The sequence below is a fragment of the Chryseobacterium sp. YIM B08800 genome (assembly GCF_026163565.1).
Taxonomy (GTDB): Bacteria; Bacteroidota; Bacteroidia; order Flavobacteriales; family Weeksellaceae; genus Chryseobacterium.
Genome location: NZ_JAPDKN010000038.1, coordinates 46,413 through 69,769 on the forward strand (window position 1 = coordinate 46,413; position 23,357 = coordinate 69,769).

Genomic DNA, 23,357 nt, shown 5'->3' on the forward strand with positions numbered 1-23,357 from the left:
CTATTTCTATAAGCTAAACTGTTTTGTGATTATCTGTTTTATTTTTAAATTGCATTATCTCCCGAAAAAGAGAGTGACAATCACAAAAAACATTTATGGAGCAGATTATTCCGTTTGAATTACAGATACAGCACAATCCTTATTTCAATTATACTTTTTGTTTAAACCAATATCCTTTTCTGCAAAGCATTGCTTTCAGAGAAGTAAGTGAAGATTTTGAAAATCTCAATCTTCAGATTACCTCATCTTTGGGTTTATTTGAAAAATACGATATCTATATTGATAAAATAAGGCAAAATGCACTGTATAAAATTTCTCTTTTCAACTTTGTTTTTAATAATGCTTTGTTGAAAAGGCTTACGGAAAAAGATTTAGACCAGATAAAAATTCAGGTTTTTAAAGACGGAGAATCTATTTACGAAAAAAGTTTCAGCATAGAAGTTCTCCCGATGGATTATTTTGGCGGATTGCAATCGTATCCGCAACTTTTGGCTTCGTATGTTCTTTCAAACAATACTTCTTTATACAAAATCAAAGCTGATGCGATCGATATTTTAGCGAGAAATAAACTTACGCCTTCGTTTGAAGGATATCAGCACAAAAGCAAGGAAAGAGTTTTGCAGATGGTTTCGGCCATTTACAAATCTATCCAAAATCTGGAACTGATTTACAGCGCAATGCCACCAAGTTTTGAAAAAAACGGACAAAGAATCAGGCTTATAGACACGGTTTTAGAAACAAAGTTTGGAAACTGCATCGATATTTCTCTGCTTTTTGCAGCGTGTCTTGAAGCAATTGATTTAAATCCGTTGATTGTTGTAACGGAAGGTCATGCTTTCGTAGGAGTTTGGTTGGATGATCATAGATTTGATGGAATGGTCAATTTTGATCAGGCTGCAATTTCTAAAAGAATTGCCTCCGGAATTAAAGAAATTGCCTTAATTGAATCGACCAATCTGTGCAAAGGAAGCAACATTTCATTCAAAGATGCAATGAATTCTGCAGAAACTCAATTGATGGATTCTTCAAAATTTCTGCTTTCATTAGACATCAAAAATGCAAGATCGGCTGGAGTTTCTCCTCTCCCACTTTTGAAAAATGAAAATAATTTGACAGAAGATTTAAAACCTGTTCAAAACTCTGCAAAATTTGATCAATATTTTGATTTGGGAACACAATATGATGATCTCGAGCTGACCGATTTTTCAAATCTCACCAAACAGAAAGTCTGGGAAAGAAAACTGCTCGATCTTTCGCTTAGAAATAATCTTCTGAATCTGCGGTTTACCAAAAGTATGCTTCAGTTGGTTGATTCTAAAATTAATGTGCTTGAAGACAGTTTAGCCGACGGAAAATCATTTACAATTCTTCCCGACAATAATCAGACTATTCTCAGAAAATATAATCTTTACGGTGAGCCTTTACATCAGTCGCAACCGCTTTTCAAACTGGCGGAAGATGAGTTTAAATACAACAGACTTTTAACGTATTATCATCAGAACGACCTCGATAATATTCTTACCAATCTTTACAGAAGTGCAAAATTAGCCGAAGAAGAAAACGGAAAAAGTACATTGTATTTAGGAATCGGGTTATTGAAATGGTTTGAACCAAAAAATAAAGAAGTTCCAAGACTGGCTCCGATTTTATTGATTCCGGTCGAACTGTTGAGAAGATCTGTGAATTCTAAATTTACGCTTCGAAGCCGTGAAGAAGAAACAATGATCAACATTACCTTGCTTGAATATCTAAAACAGGAATTCAAACTCAACATCAACAGTCTCGAAAATCTTCCGATGGACGAATCGGGCGTTGATGTTCCGAAAGTTTTGGCAATCATCAGAAATGCAGTTCTCAATCTTGAAGGTTGGGATGTTTTGGAACAATTGGTTTTGGGAATTTTTTCCTTTAATAAATTGATCCTTTGGCAGGATATTTCAAAATATTCGGAAGAAATTCAGAAAAGTTCGATTGTAAAAAGTCTGATTGACGGCAAACTTACGGGAACTTTGGAAAGCGTAGAAAATGACGCTCAAAGTTTAGAAAATATTTCAGCTTCAGAATTGGTATTGCCAATTTCAACTGACAATTCTCAGCTGAATGCAGTGAAAAATGCCAATCTCAATAAAAGTTTTATTCTTCATGGACCTCCAGGAACGGGAAAGTCGCAGACAATTACCAACATTATTGCCGATGCTTTGGCGAATGATAAAAAAGTACTTTTTGTTGCAGCGAAAAAAGCAGCTTTGGACGTGGTTCATCACCGATTGGAAAACATTGGTTTGGGTGCATTTTGTCTCGAATTGCATTCTAATAAATCTAAAAAATCGGATGTTTTAAAACAATTTGAAAGAACACTTGAAGTTCCGAAATATAAAATCAATGCCGATTATCACGAAGAGGCAAAACGTCTCGACGAACGCAGAAAAGAACTTGGGAAATATGTAAATGAATTGCACAAAAAATTCCCGATCGGTTGGAGTTTATTTGATACCATTGCCTTTTTGGAAACCAATCATGTACAACCTGATGAACGTTTTCATATCAATTTTCCTTTGGAAAGCGCCGATGTTTTCAATTGGAATCAGTGGAAAGACTGGTTGATCCCTTTTGCTTCAATTGTGCAGAAAATCGGACAACCTTCGCTTCATGCTTTAAGACCAATTAAAACATCAAGCCATCAGTTTGAAAATAAAAATCTGATTCTTTCGGCAATTTCTCAATTTAATGAAAAGAAAAATTCGGCTGAACAAGTAAAAAGCCAGTTCAAATTGGATGAAGTTTCCAATTCTGACAGCATTGAAATTCTTGAATATTTAAAAGAAAATCCGGTAAAAGCTGGTTTGGTCGACCTTGTTTTCAATGAAGGTCAGTTGAATTTATTTAAAAACTGGATGACTCAGCAAACGCAGTTTCAACAAATTGAAAATCAAATTACTTCAAGTTTTAATTCTTCTATTTTAAATGTAGATTTCGCCTCATTAAAATTGTTGTGGAATCAGGCGAAACATACCTGGTTTATTCCGAAATGGTTTAAACAAAGAAAAGTAAAGCAACAACTGAACGGTTATGCAAAATCAGGAATAGAATCTGATGTGCAGATTGACGGACTTTTTGAAAAGCTCGAAAATTATCAGCAACTTAAAAATCAATTAAACAATCTGCATTACAATGCACTTTCTTCGGTTACGAATCTTTATTTTAATGGAAATTCATTTGATATTTCGGCGATTGAGAAAGATTTAAAAACCATTGAAAATGCAAAAGATTTAGCACAAAAAATTTCAATTCCAAATTTCCCGGAATGGTTAAAAGATATTTCATCAAAACAAAATAATAGTCAGCACATTTCTGAAGTTCTGGAAACTTTGAAAGATTTCCATAATGCAGAAATTCAACTTTTGGAATATGTGGATGAAATTCCAAACGATACAGAACTGCAAACTGTTGTACAAAATATTCATCAGTTGGAAGACTGGATCAATTTTAATGTTTTAAAGGAAAAAGCACAAGACTTAAACCTAAACTGGTTTATCAATTTCCTTGAAAAAGGCTGGCTCGATACAGAATCTATTGAGCTTGAATTTGAAAAAATCATTCATCTGAATTTATTTATTAAAACCATTTACAGCTCGGGAACTTTGAATGGTTTTGATGCGAATATTTACGAATCTCAGATCCAACAATATAAAAATCTTCACAAAGAATTTACTGAACTGACCAAAAATCAGCTGACGATGAAACTCAGTGATAGAATTCCGAATTTTTCTCAGGAAGCTGTTCAAAGTTCAGAAATCGGGATTCTGCAAAAAGCAATTAGAAATAAAGGACGTGGTTTGTCGATCAGAAAACTATTTGATCAGATTCCAACTTTAATTCCGAGGCTGAAACCTTGTATGTTGATGAGCCCGATTTCGGTAGCTCAGTATTTTGATGTGAATGAAGAGCATTTTGACATTGTGATCTTCGATGAAGCTTCGCAATTGCCGACTTCTGAAGCAGTAAGTGCTTTGGCGAGAGCAAAACAGGCGATTATTGTTGGAGATCCGAAACAAATGCCACCGACAAGCTTTTTTGCTTCCCAAAAAGTGGATGAAGAAAATTTTGAATTGGAAGATCTGGAAAGTATTTTGGATGATTGTTTGGCGCTTTCAATTCCTTCAAATTATTTATTAAGACATTACCGAAGCAAGCATGAAAGTTTGATTTCTTTCTCAAACGCTCATTTTTACGATAATAAACTTCTTACTTTCCCGTCTCCGGATGATTTAAACAGAAAAGTAACGTTCGAATTTATTGATGGGTTTTACGATAAAGGAAAAACGAGAACCAATAAAAATGAAGCTGAAGCAATCATTGAATACATCAGAATTCACCTCGAAAATAAAAATAAAAAATCGATTGGTGTGGTGACTTTCAGCCAGACTCAACAAAGTCTGATTGAAGATTTACTGCAGAAATTATTTCAGGAAAACCCGCATTTGGAAGAATTCGCTATCAATTCTGAAGAGCCTATTTTCATTAAAAATCTTGAAAATGTACAGGGCGACGAAAGAGATATTATCCTGTTTTCGATTGGTTACGGTCCTGATGAAGACGGTAAAGTTTCGATGAATTTTGGTCCGCTCAACCGTGATGGAGGTTGGAGAAGATTGAATGTTGCCGTAACAAGAGCGCGTTACGAAATGAAAGTTTTTTCTTCTTTAAAAGGCGACCAAATCGATATGAACAGAACGAGTTCGGAAGGTGTTTTAGGGTTAAAAAACTTTTTGAATTTTTCTGAAAAAGGTTTGATTTATCACAATTCAAATCCAACACAGAATCAGCAGAAAGTGATGGTGAATTCGATTGCGAAACATTTGGAGGAAAGCGGTCTGAAAATAAAAACCAATATTGGAACTTCAGAATATAAAATTGATATCGGTGTGATTGATCCTGAAAATGAAAGCGAATATCTGATGGCGGTTTTGCTGGATAGTGAAAATTATTTCAATATCAATACGACCAATGACCGAGAATTGCTTGTTCCGAATGTTTTGAAAGGTTTGGGCTGGAATGTTTTCAGAATCTGGACTCTGGATTGGATTAAAAACAAAGAAAAAATTATTGAAAAAATTCAGGCTGAAATTGAGAAAATAAAAGTTAAGGTAAAAGAAAAAAAGGAAGAAATCATTGAACTAAAAACTTCTGAGAAAGTCTACCTGAGTGAAGTTTCGAAAACTGAAATATCTTCGAAAATGATTCCTTATGTTGCAGCAGAATTGAGTCCGGAAATTAATGCCAACTCAGAATCGATTTATCTTTTTGAAAATAAATCCGTTCTTCTAAATCAGATTAAAACGATTATTGATACCGAATCACCGATTAGTCAGAATGCTTTATTCAGGAAGATCCTTAAGCTTTGGAATACTTCAAGAGCAGGTACAAAAATGAACAACTATCTTTTGGAAACTTTGAATTCTATCCCGAATTTACAAACCACAGAAAGTTATCAGAAATTTTACTGGAGCGAAAATTTACAGCCTCAAAATCTTGATGTTTACCGAGACAATTCTGTAGAAAAAAGACTGATTGATGAGATTGCTCCTGAAGAAATTTCGGTTGCTATTATGGAATTGATGCATTCGAGTTTGAGTTTAAATAAAGATGAATTGATTCGTGCGGTTTGTAAAACTTTTGGTTTTGCAAAAGTGGGTTCTCAGATTGATGCAGTGGTGAAATTTTGTGTGGAAGATTTGATTGGAAAAGTTTTTTTAAAAGAAGTTGATGGGAGGATTGTTTTTAAGTAAAGAATAAATAAAAATATAATGCAAAAAGAATTATTAGTAGAAGCTATTATTTTATTTAACAAAACAGCCAAAGAACTGATTGAACTTTTAGCAGAAAAATATAATCTAGATCTAAACTCTTCTACACCATTTACAAAACTCTTAACAAGAAGTAATGATTTGTGGCGTGGAAATGTAAATAAAGAATGGAAGTATTGGTTTCACGGAGGGCATTGCGAGTTTGAAAATATCAACTCTAAACAGTACCTTCATGTAAATATTACGAGATGTATTTATGAGGTAATCGACTATTTTTATCTGTATAAATTTGTACAAACAACAGAATCTTTAAAGCATATTTTAAAAATTTTCACTTCAGAAAAAATGTTCTATGAAACAATTGATAAATTATTTGAGGATGGAATTTTAGTAAACCTTGAAGAACTCCCCTCAAAAATGTTAGTGTTAAATGATAAACCTGTTTAAGTATTGATCTTTATAAAAGAAACTAAATCATGAAAAAAATAATAGTTTTGATTTTCGTTTTCTTCTCAGTATTTATTTTTTCTCAGGAAACTCATTTTATAGATATTGAAGAATCAAAATGTCTTGACAAAAAAGAAATTTCGAATGCTCAAATGTTAGAATGCAGTATAAAAGCTGGACAATCTTGGGACAAAGAACTGAATAAATATTACAATCTTCTTGCATCCAAACTTCCAAAAGACGCTTTTGAAATCCTGAAAACGTCTCAAAAAGAATGGATTATTTACCGGGATAAAGAATTCAAATTTATTTCTAAACTTTATTATGAAGTAAAAGAGGGAACAATGTGGTACATCATCGCCGAAAATAAGAAAAAGGAAATTGTAAAAAGCAGAACACTCGAATTGCAGATGTTTTTGGAAGATTTAGAGTATTAATTTCAATTGATTTTGATAATAAAAAAACAATTTATTGTGAGAAAAACCTACTATCTATTTTTCTTTTTGCTTTCAATACATTCATTTTCCCAACATAAAATCTCTGGAGTTTATCAAAACGAATTGGGTGAAAAACAAATTTACTATTATGGAAATTGATGTAAAACTAAAGAATCTACGCGTTCAATTAAGACGTAACTCAAAGAATATTATCAATGATGTTATAAATCGTAATGTTTCGAGAAGTCGAGACAACATTAAATTTAAAAAAGAAATATGTGTTTTTTGTGGGACAATATTAAATTTAACTAAAGAACATGTAATTCCACGTTGGGTATTTGAAAACTGTACTAAGAAATTCTTTATAACCAACATGAATGGCATTGAACAGACTTATAATAAAACAACTATTCCAGCTTGTGCAAATTGCAATAATAATCTATTAGCTAACATAGAAAATGAAATTAATTCCATTCTAACTAATACTAATTTAGCTGATTCATTTTATAGTTTAGAACAAATACAAAACATAATTCGCTGGCTAGAAATTATTGAATATAAATTCCAACTTTTAGAGTTTAGAAGAATCTTTAAGAAAGCAAAATCAGCTGAATTTATTGAATTTTTAAAAGATATTCCTCTAGCAATAATGAGAGAAGAAATCGAATTTTCTCCTGTAAAAGCAATTACTCAACTGAGAAATGCACAAAAAAGAGTTACTATAAAATCTAAAATTAAGAACTTAAATTCTTTAGTAATTTTTAAAACTAAAAATAAAAGTTTTCATTTTTTCCATAATATAAATGATTTTATTTTTATTGAATTGCCAAAATTTGAGGTTGCGCTATTTTATTTTTATTCACTTAATTTTGAAAATATTGAACAAGCGAAGAATGAGGCAACAAAAATAATTGCAAAAGTTTACAACTAATCTTTTAAACAATCTAATAAATCAGTCAAATATGCCCGACAAAACAGAAAAAGCAAGACGCAAACAAATCCAAAGAGAATTACAGGAAAAAGCACGAATTAAATTCGAACAAAGCCTTCCGACTTCCCGCGAACTCTTTCAAAATTTGTTTGATTTTTTGGATGAAAAACTCAAGAAAAATCATTGTGATGACAGTTTAAAATTAACAAAACAATTCCTAGAATCCTGCAAAATTCAGAACATAGAAGTAGTTATAAATTGGTTAAAAGAAAACGGTGGTTTTTGCGACTGTTAAGTGCTTTATAATGTCGAGGAACTCTTTGAAGAATAAATTTAAGTAATACAAAAAAACAAATGTCATCTGTAATAAAAATGAAGAAGATTATAAGCATTGTTGTATTGCTGTTTAGCATCGTACAACTTTGCGCACAAGTTCCTGATTTAGAAAAGGCAAAACGAAAATATTTTCAAGCCAATGTAATCAGCTATAAAACCACCGCTTATTATCCTAATCCTGAAACGGGTGCAACTTCTGCTTTCAGTGTTTTATACACAGTTTATAAACCTCAAAATAAAGATTTTGAATTCTACAGCAAGAACGAAACTTCGGAAGAATTTTACAAAAACAATTTTTATTACGAAGTCAATCACGCCGAAAAAACCATATACGAATACGAAAATAAAGAAAATCAAAACGTTGCAATTACATCTTCCCGGCTCAGACAATTTGGACCAACCACATTGCTAAAACAGAAATGGAGCTTTATTGATGAAACCCAAATCGACGGGAAAATTCACAGTCATTATTCAAATATTGAGAGCATCAGTCATTACGAAGGAAAAGAAATAAAAGTAGAATTTCACATTTATATTTCAGGAAATTTTACGATTTCAAAATTTGAAAGAAAAAGTTTTGTCGATGGGAAATTGGGACAAACTGTAACCTATTTATTTAGTAATTATATTTTCCTTGATAAAACAACCAATTTTAAAGTACTTCTTCCTAAAAATTACGCTTTAAAATATTACGAAAGACAAGATTCTTTACAACCTTTAGCAAAAAACACTGTAGTTCAACCTTTTGAAGCAATCGATATTAACGGTCATGAATTTTCTTTCAATCAAAAAAAAGAAAAGCAAACTCTTCTACTCTTTTCTTCGACCAATTGTGGCTATTCAAAAATGATTTCTGATTATGTTCTAAATTCAGGTTTTAATTTAAATCCAAAAATTGAACTCGTTAATATCTTCGGTTCAGATTCTAAAGTAAATGTAAAGAAATACTTCGTCAATAAAGAAGTCAGATTTACTATAATTTCCGACCGAAAAGACCTTGAAAAACAATTTGGAATTAATGGTTATCCCATTCTTTATTTAATCGATGAGAATGGGATTATTACCGAAACATTGGATGGTTCATCACAAGTTTTATTATTTCTGAAAAGCCTAATTATCAAATAAATGAACTAAATTATTATTCTAAATTTCTCTAACAATGAACAATATCTACGAACCAAAATTTGTAAAACAGCTATTCAATCAAATGTCTGGTTCGTATGAAAGGATGAACTACATTACTTCGTTTGGCTTTTCAATTCGGTGGAGAAAACAATTTTTAAACAAACTGGGGAAATCTGATGAAAATTTAAATGTAATTGATCTGCTTTCCGGATTAGGTGAAAACTGGACTTATCTAAAACAAAATTTCCCCAACTCTAGTTTTTCGGCTTTAGATTTTTCTGAAGAAATGATTTCACAATCAAAAAACAAAGGAAATAAAGTCTTTAAAAATCAACTGAATCTTCTTTGTGAAGATATTTTACAGAGTAATTTAGAAACAAATTCTTTCGATATCATTTCCTGTGCTTATGGTTTGAAAACGTTTAACGAAGAGCAATTGGAAGTTTTAGCAAAAGAAATTTCCAGAATTCTTAAACCGAATGGTAAATTTAGTTTTGTAGAAGTTTCAAAACCTAAAAACAAGTTTTTGTATTATCCTTACAAACTGTATTTAAGTAAGATCATTCCTATTTTGGGTAAATTATTTTTAGGAAATCCGAGTGACTATAAAATGCTTTGGATCTACACTGAGAATTTTGGAAACTGCGACGGTGTAAAAGAAATATTTAGCAAATATAATCTGAATGTAAACTCAGAAAATTATTTCTACGGTTGCGCAACCGGAATTTACGGTACAAAATTATAATCCCATAAATTTAATAATCACAAATACGAGAAAAGTAAATCTATTTTTCTTACCTTAGTTTTACAAATAATCATCGATGAAATCATTTCTATATCTTATTTTTTTGTTTGCCTCTCACTTCATTTTTGCTCAAAATGAAAAACTCAAACAAGATTCAACAAATATTCAGAATAATTTTTCTAAAAATATGATTGCGAATATTGATAAAAAAAACTCATCAGATAAAAAATCAAACACCGAAAAATCTAAAATCGCACAAAATATTAATATCGTGCAGGAAATTAATACGGTATTAAATTATAGAGTTAACCGAATTTGGCGGGAAGATTTGTACTGTCTGGTTTGTATGAAAAATTACAATTCGGAACGAGTTGCATAAATAGTGAATAACAAACAATTTTCGTTAAAAGATAATAACTAAAATATGCCATGTTTAAAAAATTCACTAAGAACGTGTTTAAATTTTTATTAAATGTTTTTCTATTTCCTTTTGTCTTAATTTTGACTACGTCGAAATAGCATTCATCGACTGAAAGGAGATAATCTTCGATTTCTAAATTAAAATAAACTTTGTTTATTCTAATTTTAACATTAAGGCATTTATTGATTTAAGCAGAAAATGATTAAGAAATCAACACGTTGATTTTGTATTAAGTTTTTTAAGGCGATAATCTTAATTTCTTAATGTTAAAAATAAATATCAAATTTAAACAGCCTCTAAATTATGATAAAATTTAGCTCATGAAATTATATTTAAATATCCTTTTCATTTTATGTTCCGTTTTACTTTCTGCTCAAAATAAAGAATTTATTTATGAGTATCAATTCATTCCTGATTCTACAAACCAGAAAAGTATAAATACCGAAATCATGATTCTGAATATCGGTAATAAAAAGTCTCATTACTACAGTTTAGACAAATACATTTCAGATTCTACACTAATTGCCGACTCCAAAAAAGGGTTGATGACAATGCCACCAAACAAGCAAATGATTAACGAAATCATTTACAAAGTTCCTGCTGAAAGGAAAGTTACATTTGAAACGAAAGTTGCATATTCGAGATACAATGTCAATCAAAATGTAAATTTGAAATGGAATCTGATCAATGAATTTGACGAAATATTAAATCATAAAGTTCAAAAAGCCACCACCAAATTTGGCGGAAGAACTTGGACGGCATGGTTTGCAAAAGACATCCCGATTCAGGATGGGCCTTATAAATTTTATGGTTTGCCCGGATTAATTCTTAAAATTGAAGATAAAAGTTTAAGTCACAGATTCTTATTGAAAGGCATTAAAAATAAAGCATCACTTTTTGAATACCCAGATCGTAAAGATTATTCTGGTGAAGCAAAAGTAGATTTCAAAGATTATGTAAAAGCATTTCTTCAAAACAGACTGGATCCTACGGCACAACTGATTGGTAAAATTCCTGATCAGACCGATTCTGAAGGAAATTTCAAAACAGGCGAACAAATCATCCGTGAACAGAAAAAACTTATGCTTGAACACATCAGCAAAGACAATAATATTATAGAGATTGATATTTTGAAAAACAAGTCAAAAAAATAGTATTCATGTCTATTTTAATACTTTATTTTTTTTAACTCAACCTTAAAAAAATCGTAGAATATTACTAAAAAAGCACTTCCAAGACGAAAGTGCTTTTCTTTAATAAAATTTATTTCAAATAAGTTTCATATAAATCTGATCTTCTGTCTTTCAGAATCTGAACCGATCCATTATAATGTAAATCTTTCAGTAAATTTAAATCGACATCTACAATCAGCGTCATTTCTGTATTCGGGGTCGCCTCACCTTTTACCGCATTCGAAGGAAATGCGAAATCTGAAGGCGTGAAAACCGCAGCCTGACCAAACTGAATATCCATATTATTTACTCCGGGTAAATTTCCGACGCAGCCTGCAATTGCGACATAACATTCGTTTTCAATAGCTCTTGCCGCAGCACAATGACGAACTCTCATGTAAGCATTTTGAGTATCGGTAAGATAAGGAACAAACAAAATTTTCATCCCTTGGTCGGCAAGAATTCTTGGCAGTTCAGGAAATTCTACATCATAACAAATGACCAAACCTATTTTTCCGCAGTCGGTATCAAAAGCTTTAATCTCATTTCCGCCTTTCATTCCGTAATACTTTCTTTCATTCGGTGTGATATGAATTTTTCTGTATTCGTCAATTCTACCGTCACGGTGAAGAAGATAACTTACGTTATACAAATCGTTATTTTCAAAAATCGGCATACTTCCGGAAATAATATTCACGTTATAACTGATTGCCAATTCTGAAATTTTCGCTTTAATTTCTTCCGTAATTTTTGCCAGCTCAATCATACTGTCGCGCTCAGAAAGATTATTGAATGGAGCCAGTAAAGGTGTGTTGAATAATTCCGGGAAAAGCACAAAATCTGATTTGTAATCTCCCATCACATTTACAAAAAATTCTACCTGCTCATAAAAAGCATGAATATCTTTAAATTGTCTCATTTGCCACTGTACCAATCCCAAACGAATAACGCTGTCCTGCATTGTATTTGGTTTTTTACTGTAATAAATATTATTCCATTGAAGCAAAACTGCATTTTCATGGGAAGCTTCGTCTTCGGGAAGATATTTTTTAAGCACTTTTATCGGCAAAAAATTATTGGAAAGCTGGAAAGAAAGTACAGGATCATAAATTTCTTTATCTCTTACTCTTCTGATATATTCTCTAGGCGAAATCTCGTTGCTGTATTTGTGATAATGCGGAATTCTTCCACCCAAAATAATAGATTTCAGGTTTAATAATTCACAAAGTTCTTTTCGGGCATCGTATAACCTTCTTCCCAGTCTCAATTTACGGTATTCGGGATCAACAAAAATTTCGATTCCGTACAAAACATTTCCGGTTGAAATATGGGTATTGAAAGAATAGTTTCCGGTGATATCACTATATGTATGATCATCACCAAACTCATCATAGTTAACAATAATCGACAATGCAACAGCCGCAATTTTCCCGTCTACAGTGATGCAGATTTGTCCGGCTTCAAAAATTTTATTCAGCTTGGCAATGCTTTTTTTTGACCAGACGTATTCTGACATTTGAGGATACGCTCTGCGCATGGTTTCTACCAACTCTTCATAATCATCTACTTTCAGGGTACGTGTTTCTATCTGCATAAATGTGTATTTTTCTTAAAGTTACGCAAAAACTCTGCAAACCTTCTGCCATCTAAATAAAAAACTTAAACAGATAGTTTTATAAAATATTCTCTCTGTAGTTGATTTCACTTTTACTACTTGCTTAAACCACACTATTTAGATGTTTAAAACTCTCATTAAGGTCTCTAATTTCTTTCTAGTTTAAATTATATAAAAAAGAAACACCCGCATTTCTACAGGTGTCTCAAGTACGAAAAAAAATAATCTATTGTTTTTGAATTTTATAGAGTCTTCCTGCATCTGTTACCGCATACAATGCATTATCGCTTCCTTGCGTAATATCTCTGAAACGCTGTCCTTCATTGACCAGCAAACGTTCTTCTCCTGCAACTTTATTATCTTTAATAACAAGTCTTACAATGTGAGTTCCGCTTAACGAACCTATAAATAAATTATTTTGCCATTCAGGAATATTGTTTCCTTTGTAAAATGTCATTCCGCTTGGTGAAATCACAGGATCCCAATAATAAACAGGTTGTTCCATCCCGCTTTGCTGTTGAATTCCGCTACCAATTACTGCACCGCTGTATTCAATTCCGTAAGTAATGGTTGGCCAACCATAATTTTTCGCTGGTAATACACGATTAATTTCGTCTCCGCCACGAGGTCCGTGCTCGCTTTGCCATAATTCTCCTGTTGTAGGATGAATAGCAATTCCCTGCGGATTTCTATGACCGATACTGTACAATTCCGGCAAAGCTCCGGACTGAGTAAAGGTCGGATTTCCCGGAGCCGGAGCGCCATCTTTTGTTATTCTTAAAATTTTCCCGATCGCCGCCGTAACCGATTGCGCCAAAGGTCTTGTGGAAAGGTCAGAACGCTCACCTACACTTACCATTAGATTTCCGGTGGAATCAAACAAAATCCTTCCTCCATAATGCAGATTCCCTGCAGAAGAAGACGGGTTTGCTCTGTAAATAACCGTAGCATTTTCAATGGCTGTTTCGGAAGCTGAAAGTTTTCCCTTTGCCACCGAAGTTTGCGTTCCTCCTCCAACATTTTCAGAGAAAACCCAGTAAATCATTCTATTTGTAGAGAATTGGGGATCAATACAAAGACCTAACAAACCTCCTTGTCCGTTAGAATTGACTGTAGGAATTCCTGTTATTGAATTGCCTAAAGCTCCTGTATTGGTAGCGATTCTCATTGTTCCGCCTTTTTGAGTGATCAACAATCTTCCATCTGGTAGAGCTGTAATTCCCCAAGGAGCGGTTAATGATGAACTTAAAACCGTACTGCTGTAAGGCGTTTGTGTTCTCACACCATTTACCCTTGTTTGTCCGGCAAAAGCAGGAGAATACGTTGTATTTGCAGGATTGGTTTCTACAGGTGGATAAATCGCCTCGTTTCCTGGTTCTTCGATAGGTTGTTCTTCGATATCGTCTGAACAATTTGCCAAAAACATCGCCGATGCAATCAGCATGTAATGTACTTTAAATTTCATATTATTAAGATTTGGTGAGTTGGTTTCTGAAAATGATAATTTAAAGTTTGGAAAGCATCAAAGTTTACGCCAATAACTCAATATTATTGAAAATAATTCACTTTTAACATATCATATTAAAGCAGTAATTAAAAAATATGGCTTGTAAATTATTTACAAAAAACCCTTCCATTTAGAGTGGAGGATTTAATATTATTTGAAATCATTTTTTTAATTTAAAATCTCATTCATCTGTGTTAAAATAATAGGTTTTCCGTCGGTAATCAAAATGGTATGCTCGTGTTGTGCCATGTATCCACCTTTGTTTCCTACCATCGTCCAACCATCATTCAGTTCTACCGCAATCGTTGAATCGGTCGAAATAAATGTTTCAATAGCCACAACAGAGTTTTTCTTAAACCTTCTGGAGTCAAAACGGTTTCTGTAATTCATCAATTCATCCGGTTCTTCGTGAAGACTCCTTCCTACACCGTGACCGCCAAGATTTCTAATGACTTTAAATCCTCTTTTTTTGGCTTCAGTTTCCATTAAAAAACCAATATCTGCGATTTTTACACCGCCTTTTATATTGTTAATTGTTTTTTCTAAAATTTCCTTAGATGCATCGACCAACTTCTGATGTTGATTGATATCTTTTCCAATTACAAAAGAACCTCCATTATCTGCCCAAAACCCATTAAGTTCTGCAGAAACATCAATATTAATTAAATCTCCTTCTTTCAAAACTCTTTCAGAACTAGGAATTCCGTGACAGAACTCATTGTCTACACTAATACAAGACCAACCCGGAAAACCATACGTAAGATAAGGTGCAGACTTTGCCCCAAAATCCGAAAGAATTTTTGCTCCGTATTCATCAAGTTCTTTTGTTGTCATTCCCACTTGTGCATAATTTATCATTTCTTTCAAAGTAAAAGCTACAGCTTCACTTACTTTCTGCATTCCGATTAATTCCTGTTCGTTTGTTATAGACATAATTATGATTTTGAAACAATAAAGTTAGGGAATAAAAAATATTGATTAGAAATAAAAAAACACTTACTGTAACAGTAAGTGTTCTGTGGTCCCACCTGGGCTCGAACCAGGGACCACCTGATTATGAGTCAGGTGCTCTAACCAACTGAGCTATAGGACCTCAAAATTTGGTTAAATTTTGTGTTTGCAAAAATAGTAAAATTTCTTTCACTACAAAATTTTTTATGGCTTTTCTTGACAAAGTTCTACCAAGACACCATTGGTCGATTTGGGATGTAAGAAGACAACTAATTTGTTATCAGCACCTTCTTTAGGTTCTTCAGAGATAAACTGAAATCCTTCTTTTTTTAATCTTTCTACTTCATTCAGGATATTTTCTACACCAAAAGCCAAATGATGAATTCCCTCTCCTTTTTTATCAATGAATTTTGAAATTGGACTTTCAGGATTACTGGCTTCCAAAAGTTCAATTTTGCTTTCTCCTGTTTCATAAAATGACGTCACTACGCCTTCTCTTTCTACCGTCTCTTTTTTGTAAGATTCTTTTCCTAAAAGTTTTGTAAAAAGTTCATCAGAGATGCCCAAAGATTTTACCGCAATACCAATATGTTCTAATTTCATAAATCTAAAATATATTTTTTTGACAGCTAATCAATTTTCAAATTAGCAATTCAAACAAAAGTACTAAATTTGCATAAATTATGGAAAGCAACAGACAAAGAAAAGTAGCACAGATTATACAGGAAGATTTCGCAGAACTTTTCCGCAAACAGGCATCAGAAAGTAAACAAAGCATTCTTGTTTCCGTTTCCGATGTTAAAGTAACTCCGGATTTAGGAATCGCTAAAATTTATTTAAGTATTTTCCCGCAAGAACATCGCTCTTCAATCATGAAAGAAATTGAAGAAAACAAGGCACAATACAGAAACTTTATCGGTCAGAAAATGGCAAAGCAAGTACGTATTATTCCACAATTGAGCTTTTATCTTGATACTACGCTTGATGATGTAGAAAAAATAGAAAGAGAACTGAGAGGTGAAGGCGACAATCCTGTTTTATAAGAAACATTGAAAAACATTGCATTTTACATTGCATCGCGCTACCTTTTATCTAAAAAAGGAAGCACTGCTGTAACATTTATTACCTGGCTTGCTGCTGTGGCTATGAGTGTTGCTGTGGCTGCAATGTTTGTCATTATTTCTGTTTTTTCCGGGCTTGAGGATTTCAACAAAGCTTTAATCTCTAATCTTCATGCTGATTTAACGATAAAAAGCACATCCGGAAAAACATTGAAAAATTTTGAGAAAATAAATACTGTTTTAAAAAACAACAAAGAGATCTCAAGTTTTTCAAGAATTATAGAAGAAAAAACGTACATCAATTATAACGGGAGGGGCGACATCGCCTATCTTCGAGGAGTTGACTCAGCTTACATTAAAGTAAATCCGGTAGATAAAACTATATTTTTCGGAAGCTATCCTTCATTCGAGTATACCAATGAAGTGATTATGGAGCATTCACTTCAAAACAGATTGGGAATTCCTGTAGATTCAAATACGGATTTTTCAACACTTTTTATGCCTAAACCCGGAACGGGAATCATCAATAAAGAAGAAGATATTTATAATAAAAAAGAAATTATTGTTTGTGGTGTCTTTCCAGGGAATGAGCAGCTTAATAATTACATTATTGCTCCGGTAGAATTGGCAGAAGAATTATTAAATCTTCCAAAAAACTCAGCTTATCAAATTGTTATTAAGCTTAAAAATCCTGAAAATATAGATTCTGTAAAACAAGATCTTCTTAACACTTTAGGAAAAGATATCGAAATTAAAACGAAAGAAGAGGAAAATGCAGCATTCTGGAAAATGATCAACACCGAAAAGCTGTTTATCTATCTAATTTTTGCTTTGGTTATCTTCATCACAACTTTCAATTTAGCAGGCGCTATCATTATTTTACAGCTTGATAAAAAACAACAGGCAAAATCTCTTATATCTCTAGGATTTCCTTTATCACATCTTAGAATGACCTATTTCTACACCGGAATTCTAATTGTTATCTTGGGAGTAATTTCGGGTCTTATTTTGGGAACTGCTTTATGTTATTTCCAGATTTACACAGAACTGTTTAAGGCAGTAGAAGATTTACCGTTTCCTGTAAAAATTGTTGGTGAAAATTATTTAATTGTTGCAGCCATCGCTTCTGTCTTTGGTATCGCTATTTCTTGGTTCTTTTCTAAAATCAGCAAAGACTATATTACTAAAAATTAATATTTTATATTTCTTTTTATTTGTAAATTTGCCTCCCAATTTAGAAAAAATGAGACGAATTTTACATTCTTTCTTGCTAAGTCTGATCACTATCAGTGCTTTAGCACAGGCTCCGGCCAATTATTACAGTACAGCCACCGGAACAGGCGCCACGCTTAAAACTCAGCTTAAGGCAATTATTACAAGCGGACATATTGACCATGGTTACAATGGTCTTTGGACAGGATATCAAACGACCGACAGAGATTATTATTATGAAAATGATGGTACTATTTTAGATATTTATTCTGAAAGACCTACTGCAGCAGATCCTTATAATTTCACATATAATACCAATCAGTGTGGAAATTATAGTAATGAAGGTGACTGTTACAATAGAGAGCACATCGTTCCTCAAAGTCTTTTTAATGAGGCTTCACCCATGAAAAACGACATCCATTTCATTAGAGCAACAGATGGAAAAGTAAATGGAGTGAGATCAAATTATCCTTTCGGAAAAGTAGGAACAGCTTCTTTCACTTCTTTAAACGGTTCAAAATTAGGAAATTCAGTTTCAGCAGGATATGGCGGAACAGTTTTCGAGCCAATTGATGAGTTTAAAGGTGATGTTGCAAGAATGATTTTTTATTTTGTAACAAGATATGAAACTCAACTTTCAGGATTTAGTTCGGGTGATATGTTAGGAGGATCTGCATATCCAGGATTACAAACTTGGGAACTTGATCAGCTTATCGCTTGGCACAATTTAGACCCAGTTTCACCTGCGGAAATCGGAAGAAACAATGCTTCTTACACTTATCAGGGAAACAGAAACCCTTACATTGACAATCCTAATTATGTAAATCTAGTTTGGGGAACACCAACTACAGACACACAAGCTCCAACTACTCCAACAAACTTAGTAGCAAACAATCCTACCTCAAGTACCGTTGCATTAAGCTGGACTGCATCTACAGATAATGTAGGAGTTACAGGATATGATGTTTATGCGAATAATGTTTTAAAAGCTACCGTTACAGGAACTTCAACAACTGTTCAGGCTTTGGCTTCTTCAACGACTTATAATTTCTACGTTATTGCTAAAGATGCAGCAGGAAATTTATCTCCTCAAAGTAATACAGCGACAGAAACTACACTTGCAGGATCTGGCGGTGGAACAGGAACTTGCGGAACTGAAGATTTCGAAAACATTACAGGAACAGGAAACGGATATGCTACAAGAACTTGGACAAATAACAGTATAACTTGGACAGCAACAGATGCTAGAGTGGATGAAACCATTAATGGAAAAGCAATCACGCTAAGAATTGGTAACTTAACAAGTTCTACTATTTCAGGAGGAATTCAAAACTTAACATTAACTACTGCTTTAAAATATGGAACCGGACCTGGTGTTTTAAATGTTGAAATCAACGGAACTCAGGTAGGTACTATTCCTTATAGCGCAACAACAGGTGCAACAACGACAACGACAATTTCGAACATCAATGTAAGTGGGAATGTTATTATTAAAATTACAAACCCAATTACAGCTACAAATGGACCAAGAGTAGCAATCGATGATCTTACTTGGACTTGCGCAGGGTCTTTATCAACGGTTGAAAATTCAAAAGAAAAAACGTTCAGCATTTATCCAAACCCGGTTAAAAATCACGAATTATTTGTAAAAGGTGAAAACCTGAACAAAGTTTTGAAAGCTGAAATCTATGATCTTTCAGGAAAACTGATTAAGAACATTGCAAACCCTTTCAAAAATTCAAACAAAATCAATCTTCACGGATTAACGAAGGGAGTTTACATTCTGAAAACAGACAACAACACTACAAAATTCATTGTAGACTAAGACAACAAATATTTTCAATACGAAAGACCGATTTTTATCGGTCTTTTTTTTATTTTTGATGTATGGATTCCAGCAACAAATTAGGACTGATCGGAAAAAACATCTCCTACTCTTTTTCAAAAAAATATTTTGAAGATAAATTTAAAAAGAAAAAGCTCAACGATTTTTCATACGAAATTTTCGATTTACAGGAAATCAATGAAGTTGAAGAACTTCTTTTAAAACCTAATCTTTTAGGCTTTAATGTAACGATTCCTTACAAAGAGAAAGTGATAGATTATCTGGATGAATTGAGTGATGAAGCCCAAAAAATAGGCGCTGTAAACTGTGTTTTAATTGAAGACGGAAAAAAAACGGGTTATAATACAGACGCTTTTGGTTTTGAAAAAACATTAATTGCTCACAAAAAGCCACATCACGAATCGGCTTTGGTTTTAGGAAACGGCGGTGCTGCAAAAGCTGTGCAATATGTTTTAGACAAACATCAGATTCCATATCAGACGATTTCCAGAAAATCAGAAATTAATTTTGAAAATTTAGACTCAGAGACAGTTTCAAAAAATAAGTTAATTATTCAGTGTACTCCGGTCGGAACTTTTCCGAATACAGAAGATTGCCTGAATTTTCCTTTTGAATCGCTTACAAATCAACATTTGGTGATTGATCTGATTTACAATCCGGAATACAGCAAATTCATTATAAACTCATCTCAAAACGGAGCAAAAACCGTTAACGGATATTATATGCTGGAACAACAGGCAGAAAAAGCTTGGGAAATTTGGTCGTTTAAAAAAAAATAACATAAATTAGTAACTTAATTGGCTTATATTAGCTCGCTTTAAGAAATTAACGCCATTATTCATAAAAGATTTGCTATGACAACAGAAAATAATCTTTCTGAAAACGAAGAACACAAAACTTCTACAGAACATCAGGAAACAGTCGAAAACGTTCAGAACGCTGAAGAAAACCATCACGAAGAAGATCATGATGCTTCTCACCACGATTCTATTGCCGATCTGTCTTTAGCTGATGCACTGAAGGAAATGGAAAAAATTATCAATTCTAATAATGCCGGTGAACGATACAGAGAGTTTAACGCATTAAAAGAAAAAGCAAATCATACGATTCACGACGAAATCGAAGATAAAAAGCATGAATATACCGACGCTGGAAATGCAATCGAAAATTTCAGCTATGAGCATCCTTCTCAATCTAGGCTTTCAGGTCTGATTCATATTTTCAGAGAAAAACATGATAATTTCCAGAAAAATCAGGAAGAAGAGCAGAAGAAAAACTTAGACCAACGTCAAAGCATTATTGAAAGACTTAAAAATCTTTATACTAATTCTGAACCTGGAGTCAATCTTTTCAAATCAATCAGAGAGATTAAAGAGGAATGGTCAAACGCTGGTCAGGTTGCAAAATCTGAATTTAAAATTTTAAATAACAATTATTTCCATCATTTGAATCAGTTTTATCAGATGTTGGATTTAAATAAAGAATTCCTTGAGCAGGAATACAGCCACAACTTAGAAAAAAGGCAGCACATTATTGCAAGAGCAAAAGAGCTGGAAAACGAACCGGTTGTACAAAAAGCTTTAAACGAACTTCAATATCTTCACAAGCTTTGGAAAGAAGAAGCAGAGCCTGTTTCTGAAGAATTTCGTGAGAAAACCTGGGAAGAGTTCAAAGAAATTTCAAATAAAATTCACGAAAGAAAAACTGAGCTTTCTGCAGCTATTGAAACAGAGCAAAACGCAAATCTTGAGAAGAAAAACGAAATCATCGCTGAAATCAAGAAACTTTCTGAGCCAAAAGACAATCCTAATCATACGTATTGGCAAAACTCAATTAAGAGAGTTGAAGAACTGCGTTCTGAATTTTTGAAAACAGGAAGTGTTCCGAGAAAATTATCCAACAACAACTGGAATGATTTCAAATCTACCTTAAGAGGTTTCAACACGACAAAAAACAATTACTATAAATCTCTGAAAGGTTCTCAACAGCAGAATCTTGATGAGAAAATGAAGCTGATTCAGACTGCGAAAGACAATATGCATTCTGAAGATTGGGATATTGCGGTTGCCTTATTCAAAAAACTTCAGGAAGACTGGAAGAAAATCGGTCACGTTCCGAAAAGTATGACCAATAAAATCTGGGACGAATTCCGTGATGCATGCAACACTTTCTTTAATAATTACAGAGAAAAAAGCAGCGCTTCTACCGATAACTGGAAAGAAAACTACAAGCTTAAAAAAGATATTCTTGAGGAGTTGAAAACCATTTCAAACGACGAAGGAAGTATAGAAAAAATAGAAGCGATAAAAACATCTTGGAATAATATTGGAAAAGTTCCGAGAGATAAGATGGCAATAAACTCTGAGTTTAACAAAACGCTTAGAGAAAAGCTGAAGCTGAATAAGATTAACGAACTTGAGCTGAAAGAAGATGGTTTATCTGAAAATCAATTAACAGACAAAGCAAGAAAAATTAAGAGCCAAATCTCAGATCTTGAAGCTGAAATCGTTAAACTTGAAAATAACCTTTCATTCTTCAAAAATCCATCAAGAGAAAACCCTCTTTTACGAGATACTTACAATACGATTGATGACAAAAAAGCTCACCTTGAGACTTTAAAGCAGAATCTTCACAGTATTATCGCTGGAGAATAAATTAAAATTAAAGTAAAATCTATAGAGCGAAACAAAGAAATTTGTATTCGCTTTTTTTATCTTATGCAAGACGAATTTTACATCAGAAGATGCATTGAGCTCGCTCAGAAAGCCATCGGAAACACCTACCCCAATCCATTGGTCGGAAGTGTGATTGTTCACAACGGTAAAATAATCGGTGAAGGTTACCATCATAAAGCGGGCGAAAATCATGCGGAAATTAACGCTATTAATTCCGTTGAAGATAAAAGCCTGATTCCTGAATCTACGATTTATGTTTCTTTGGAACCTTGTGCCCATTTCGGAAAAACTCCGCCTTGTGCTTTAAAGATTGTTGAACTTGGCTTTAAAAAAGTCGTTATCGGCGCAATGGATTCTCATGATAAAGTTAACGGAAAAGGTAAAAAAATCATTCAGGACGCAGGAATTGAAGTTGTTTCCGGAGTTCTGGAAAAAGAATGTATTGATTTAAATAAAAGATTTTTTACTTATCACGAAAAGAGAAGACCTTTTATTGTTTTAAAATGGGCAGAATCCGGAGATCGTTTTATGGATAAAGATTTTAAGCCAACCCAGATCAGTAATTCTTTAACAAAACAATTCGTCCATCAATTAAGAAACAACGAGCATTCGATTCTGATCGGAACAATGACCGCTTTGAGGGACAACCCAAGTCTTACCACAAGAGAAATTGTAGGCAGAAACCCGATCAGGATTTTGATTGATATTGATTTAAAAGTTCCAACCGATTTTAATATTTACAATAATGAAGCGGAAACTTTGGTTTTCAATTCTGTAAAAGAAGGCGAAGAAGGAAATATAAAATTCATTAAAACTTCAAGAGAAAATTTCATAGAAAATATGTTGAAGAAACTACACGAACTTCAGATACAGTCCATCATTGTGGAAGGCGGAAGTTTAGTTCTTCAACAATTTATTGACGCAGGTTTGTGGGATGAGACGATTATTATTAAAAATAAAAATTTAGTGTTAGAAAACGGAACGAAAGCTCCAAGATTTAGCGAAACCCTGATCGATACTCAGGATTTTCGAGACAATGTTATTGAATTTTATAAAAATTCGCACTAAG

At 33.1% G+C, this 23,357-nt stretch carries 19 protein-coding genes and 1 tRNA gene; 15 read left to right on the forward strand and 5 right to left on the reverse strand.

All coding sequences use genetic code 11. The features are described 5' to 3' along the window. The first annotated feature begins 95 nt into the window (after positions 1-95). The 9 genes from OEW74_RS14510 to OEW74_RS14550 all read left to right on the forward strand — a co-directional run bounded on the left by OEW74_RS14510 (position 96) and on the right by OEW74_RS14550 (position 11,403). A complete protein-coding gene (locus OEW74_RS14510) occupies positions 96-5,789 on the forward strand; it encodes a DUF3320 domain-containing protein (RefSeq protein ID WP_265429164.1) in 5,694 nt (1,897 codons plus the stop codon). Between the two features lie 18 nt (positions 5,790-5,807). Continuing rightward, the gene (locus tag OEW74_RS14515; RefSeq protein WP_265429165.1) at positions 5,808-6,254 is read left to right on the forward strand and encodes a DUF6896 domain-containing protein; all 447 of its coding nucleotides are present in this window, start codon (positions 5,808-5,810) and stop codon (positions 6,252-6,254) included. A 29-nt stretch (positions 6,255-6,283) separates the two neighbouring features. After that, entirely contained in the window at positions 6,284-6,691 is a 408-nt protein-coding gene (locus tag OEW74_RS14520) for a lysozyme inhibitor LprI family protein (RefSeq protein ID WP_265429166.1), read from the forward strand. A 148-nt stretch (positions 6,692-6,839) separates the two neighbouring features. Beyond that, the gene (locus OEW74_RS14525; RefSeq protein ID WP_265429167.1) at positions 6,840-7,622 is read left to right on the forward strand and encodes a hypothetical protein; all 783 of its coding nucleotides are present in this window, start codon (positions 6,840-6,842) and stop codon (positions 7,620-7,622) included. A gap of 31 nt (positions 7,623-7,653) precedes the next feature. Further along, positions 7,654-7,917, forward strand: coding sequence for a DUF2695 domain-containing protein (locus tag OEW74_RS14530; RefSeq protein WP_265429168.1), 264 nt, complete (start codon positions 7,654-7,656; stop codon positions 7,915-7,917). Positions 7,918-7,994: 77 nt separating this feature from the next. Beyond that, positions 7,995-9,083, forward strand: coding sequence for a TlpA family protein disulfide reductase (locus tag OEW74_RS14535; RefSeq protein WP_265429169.1), 1,089 nt, complete (start codon positions 7,995-7,997; stop codon positions 9,081-9,083). A 34-nt stretch (positions 9,084-9,117) separates the two neighbouring features. Then, the gene (locus tag OEW74_RS14540) at positions 9,118-9,828 is read left to right on the forward strand and encodes a class I SAM-dependent methyltransferase (RefSeq protein ID WP_265429170.1); all 711 of its coding nucleotides are present in this window, start codon (positions 9,118-9,120) and stop codon (positions 9,826-9,828) included. Positions 9,829-9,904: 76 nt separating this feature from the next. Further along, complete coding sequence (locus OEW74_RS14545) at positions 9,905-10,207, forward strand: hypothetical protein (protein ID WP_265429171.1); 303 nt, start codon at positions 9,905-9,907, stop codon at positions 10,205-10,207. Positions 10,208-10,569: 362 nt separating this feature from the next. After that, complete coding sequence (locus OEW74_RS14550; protein ID WP_265429172.1) at positions 10,570-11,403, forward strand: GLPGLI family protein; 834 nt, start codon at positions 10,570-10,572, stop codon at positions 11,401-11,403. Positions 11,404-11,512: 109 nt separating this feature from the next. Here OEW74_RS14550 and OEW74_RS14555 read toward each other — a convergent pair whose 3' ends face one another. The 5 genes from OEW74_RS14555 to mce form a co-directional block, all read right to left on the reverse strand. Then, positions 11,513-13,015 carry a bifunctional GNAT family N-acetyltransferase/carbon-nitrogen hydrolase family protein gene (locus OEW74_RS14555; protein WP_074232171.1) on the reverse strand — a complete coding sequence of 501 codons (1,503 nt, stop codon included), beginning with the start codon at positions 13,013-13,015 and terminating at the stop codon, positions 11,513-11,515. Positions 13,016-13,262: 247 nt separating this feature from the next. Continuing rightward, entirely contained in the window at positions 13,263-14,501 is a 1,239-nt protein-coding gene (locus tag OEW74_RS14560) for a PQQ-dependent sugar dehydrogenase (RefSeq protein ID WP_265429173.1), read from the reverse strand. A gap of 210 nt (positions 14,502-14,711) precedes the next feature. Further along, on the reverse strand, positions 14,712-15,476 hold the full coding sequence (gene map / locus OEW74_RS14565) for a type I methionyl aminopeptidase (protein WP_265429174.1): 765 nt from the start codon (positions 15,474-15,476) through the stop codon (positions 14,712-14,714). Between the two features lie 86 nt (positions 15,477-15,562). After that, positions 15,563-15,636 (reverse strand) — tRNA-Ile (locus OEW74_RS14570). Between the two features lie 62 nt (positions 15,637-15,698). After that, the gene (gene mce, locus OEW74_RS14575) at positions 15,699-16,097 is read right to left on the reverse strand and encodes a methylmalonyl-CoA epimerase (protein ID WP_102979313.1); all 399 of its coding nucleotides are present in this window, start codon (positions 16,095-16,097) and stop codon (positions 15,699-15,701) included. 80 nt (positions 16,098-16,177) lie between these two features. Here mce and rbfA point away from each other — a divergent pair, with 80 nt between their 5' ends. The 6 genes from rbfA (at position 16,178) to ribD (ending at position 23,356) form a co-directional block, all read left to right on the forward strand. Continuing rightward, positions 16,178-16,537 (forward strand): 30S ribosome-binding factor RbfA, encoded by a 360-nt coding sequence (gene rbfA, locus OEW74_RS14580; protein WP_265429175.1) that lies wholly within the window; start codon positions 16,178-16,180, stop codon positions 16,535-16,537. Between the two features lie 6 nt (positions 16,538-16,543). After that, positions 16,544-17,749, forward strand: coding sequence for an ABC transporter permease (locus OEW74_RS14585; RefSeq protein ID WP_265429176.1), 1,206 nt, complete (start codon positions 16,544-16,546; stop codon positions 17,747-17,749). Positions 17,750-17,798: 49 nt separating this feature from the next. Further along, positions 17,799-19,592 (forward strand): endonuclease, encoded by a 1,794-nt coding sequence (locus tag OEW74_RS14590; protein ID WP_265429177.1) that lies wholly within the window; start codon positions 17,799-17,801, stop codon positions 19,590-19,592. A gap of 62 nt (positions 19,593-19,654) precedes the next feature. Beyond that, on the forward strand, positions 19,655-20,392 hold the full coding sequence (locus tag OEW74_RS14595; protein ID WP_265429178.1) for a shikimate dehydrogenase family protein: 738 nt from the start codon (positions 19,655-19,657) through the stop codon (positions 20,390-20,392). A 75-nt stretch (positions 20,393-20,467) separates the two neighbouring features. After that, positions 20,468-22,267, forward strand: coding sequence for a DUF349 domain-containing protein (locus OEW74_RS14600; protein ID WP_265429179.1), 1,800 nt, complete (start codon positions 20,468-20,470; stop codon positions 22,265-22,267). Between the two features lie 63 nt (positions 22,268-22,330). Continuing rightward, positions 22,331-23,356 carry a bifunctional diaminohydroxyphosphoribosylaminopyrimidine deaminase/5-amino-6-(5-phosphoribosylamino)uracil reductase RibD gene (gene ribD, locus OEW74_RS14605; RefSeq protein WP_265429180.1) on the forward strand — a complete coding sequence of 342 codons (1,026 nt, stop codon included), beginning with the start codon at positions 22,331-22,333 and terminating at the stop codon, positions 23,354-23,356. The last annotated feature ends 1 nt before the right edge of the window (position 23,357 follow it).

Bases quoted from the DNA above. Each gene is read 5' to 3' on its own strand.
- OEW74_RS14510 (WP_265429164.1), top strand. From the start codon at position 96: ATGGAGCAGATTATTCCGTTTGAATTACAGATACAGCACAATCCTTAT.
- OEW74_RS14515 (WP_265429165.1), top strand. From the start codon at position 5,808: ATGCAAAAAGAATTATTAGTAGAAGCTATTATTTTATTTAACAAAACA.
- OEW74_RS14520 (WP_265429166.1), top strand. From the start codon at position 6,284: ATGAAAAAAATAATAGTTTTGATTTTCGTTTTCTTCTCAGTATTTATT.
- OEW74_RS14525 (WP_265429167.1), top strand. From the start codon at position 6,840: ATGGAAATTGATGTAAAACTAAAGAATCTACGCGTTCAATTAAGACGT.
- OEW74_RS14530 (WP_265429168.1), top strand. From the start codon at position 7,654: ATGCCCGACAAAACAGAAAAAGCAAGACGCAAACAAATCCAAAGAGAA.
- OEW74_RS14535 (WP_265429169.1), top strand. From the start codon at position 7,995: ATGAAGAAGATTATAAGCATTGTTGTATTGCTGTTTAGCATCGTACAA.
- OEW74_RS14540 (WP_265429170.1), top strand. From the start codon at position 9,118: ATGAACAATATCTACGAACCAAAATTTGTAAAACAGCTATTCAATCAA.
- OEW74_RS14545 (WP_265429171.1), top strand. From the start codon at position 9,905: ATGAAATCATTTCTATATCTTATTTTTTTGTTTGCCTCTCACTTCATT.
- OEW74_RS14550 (WP_265429172.1), top strand. From the start codon at position 10,570: ATGAAATTATATTTAAATATCCTTTTCATTTTATGTTCCGTTTTACTT.
- OEW74_RS14555 (WP_074232171.1), bottom strand. From the start codon at position 13,015: ATGCAGATAGAAACACGTACCCTGAAAGTAGATGATTATGAAGAGTTG.
- OEW74_RS14560 (WP_265429173.1), bottom strand. From the start codon at position 14,501: ATGAAATTTAAAGTACATTACATGCTGATTGCATCGGCGATGTTTTTG.
- map (WP_265429174.1), bottom strand. From the start codon at position 15,476: ATGTCTATAACAAACGAACAGGAATTAATCGGAATGCAGAAAGTAAGT.
- mce (WP_102979313.1), bottom strand. From the start codon at position 16,097: ATGAAATTAGAACATATTGGTATTGCGGTAAAATCTTTGGGCATCTCT.
- rbfA (WP_265429175.1), top strand. From the start codon at position 16,178: ATGGAAAGCAACAGACAAAGAAAAGTAGCACAGATTATACAGGAAGAT.
- OEW74_RS14590 (WP_265429177.1), top strand. From the start codon at position 17,799: ATGAGACGAATTTTACATTCTTTCTTGCTAAGTCTGATCACTATCAGT.
- OEW74_RS14595 (WP_265429178.1), top strand. From the start codon at position 19,655: ATGGATTCCAGCAACAAATTAGGACTGATCGGAAAAAACATCTCCTAC.
- OEW74_RS14600 (WP_265429179.1), top strand. From the start codon at position 20,468: ATGACAACAGAAAATAATCTTTCTGAAAACGAAGAACACAAAACTTCT.
- ribD (WP_265429180.1), top strand. From the start codon at position 22,331: ATGCAAGACGAATTTTACATCAGAAGATGCATTGAGCTCGCTCAGAAA.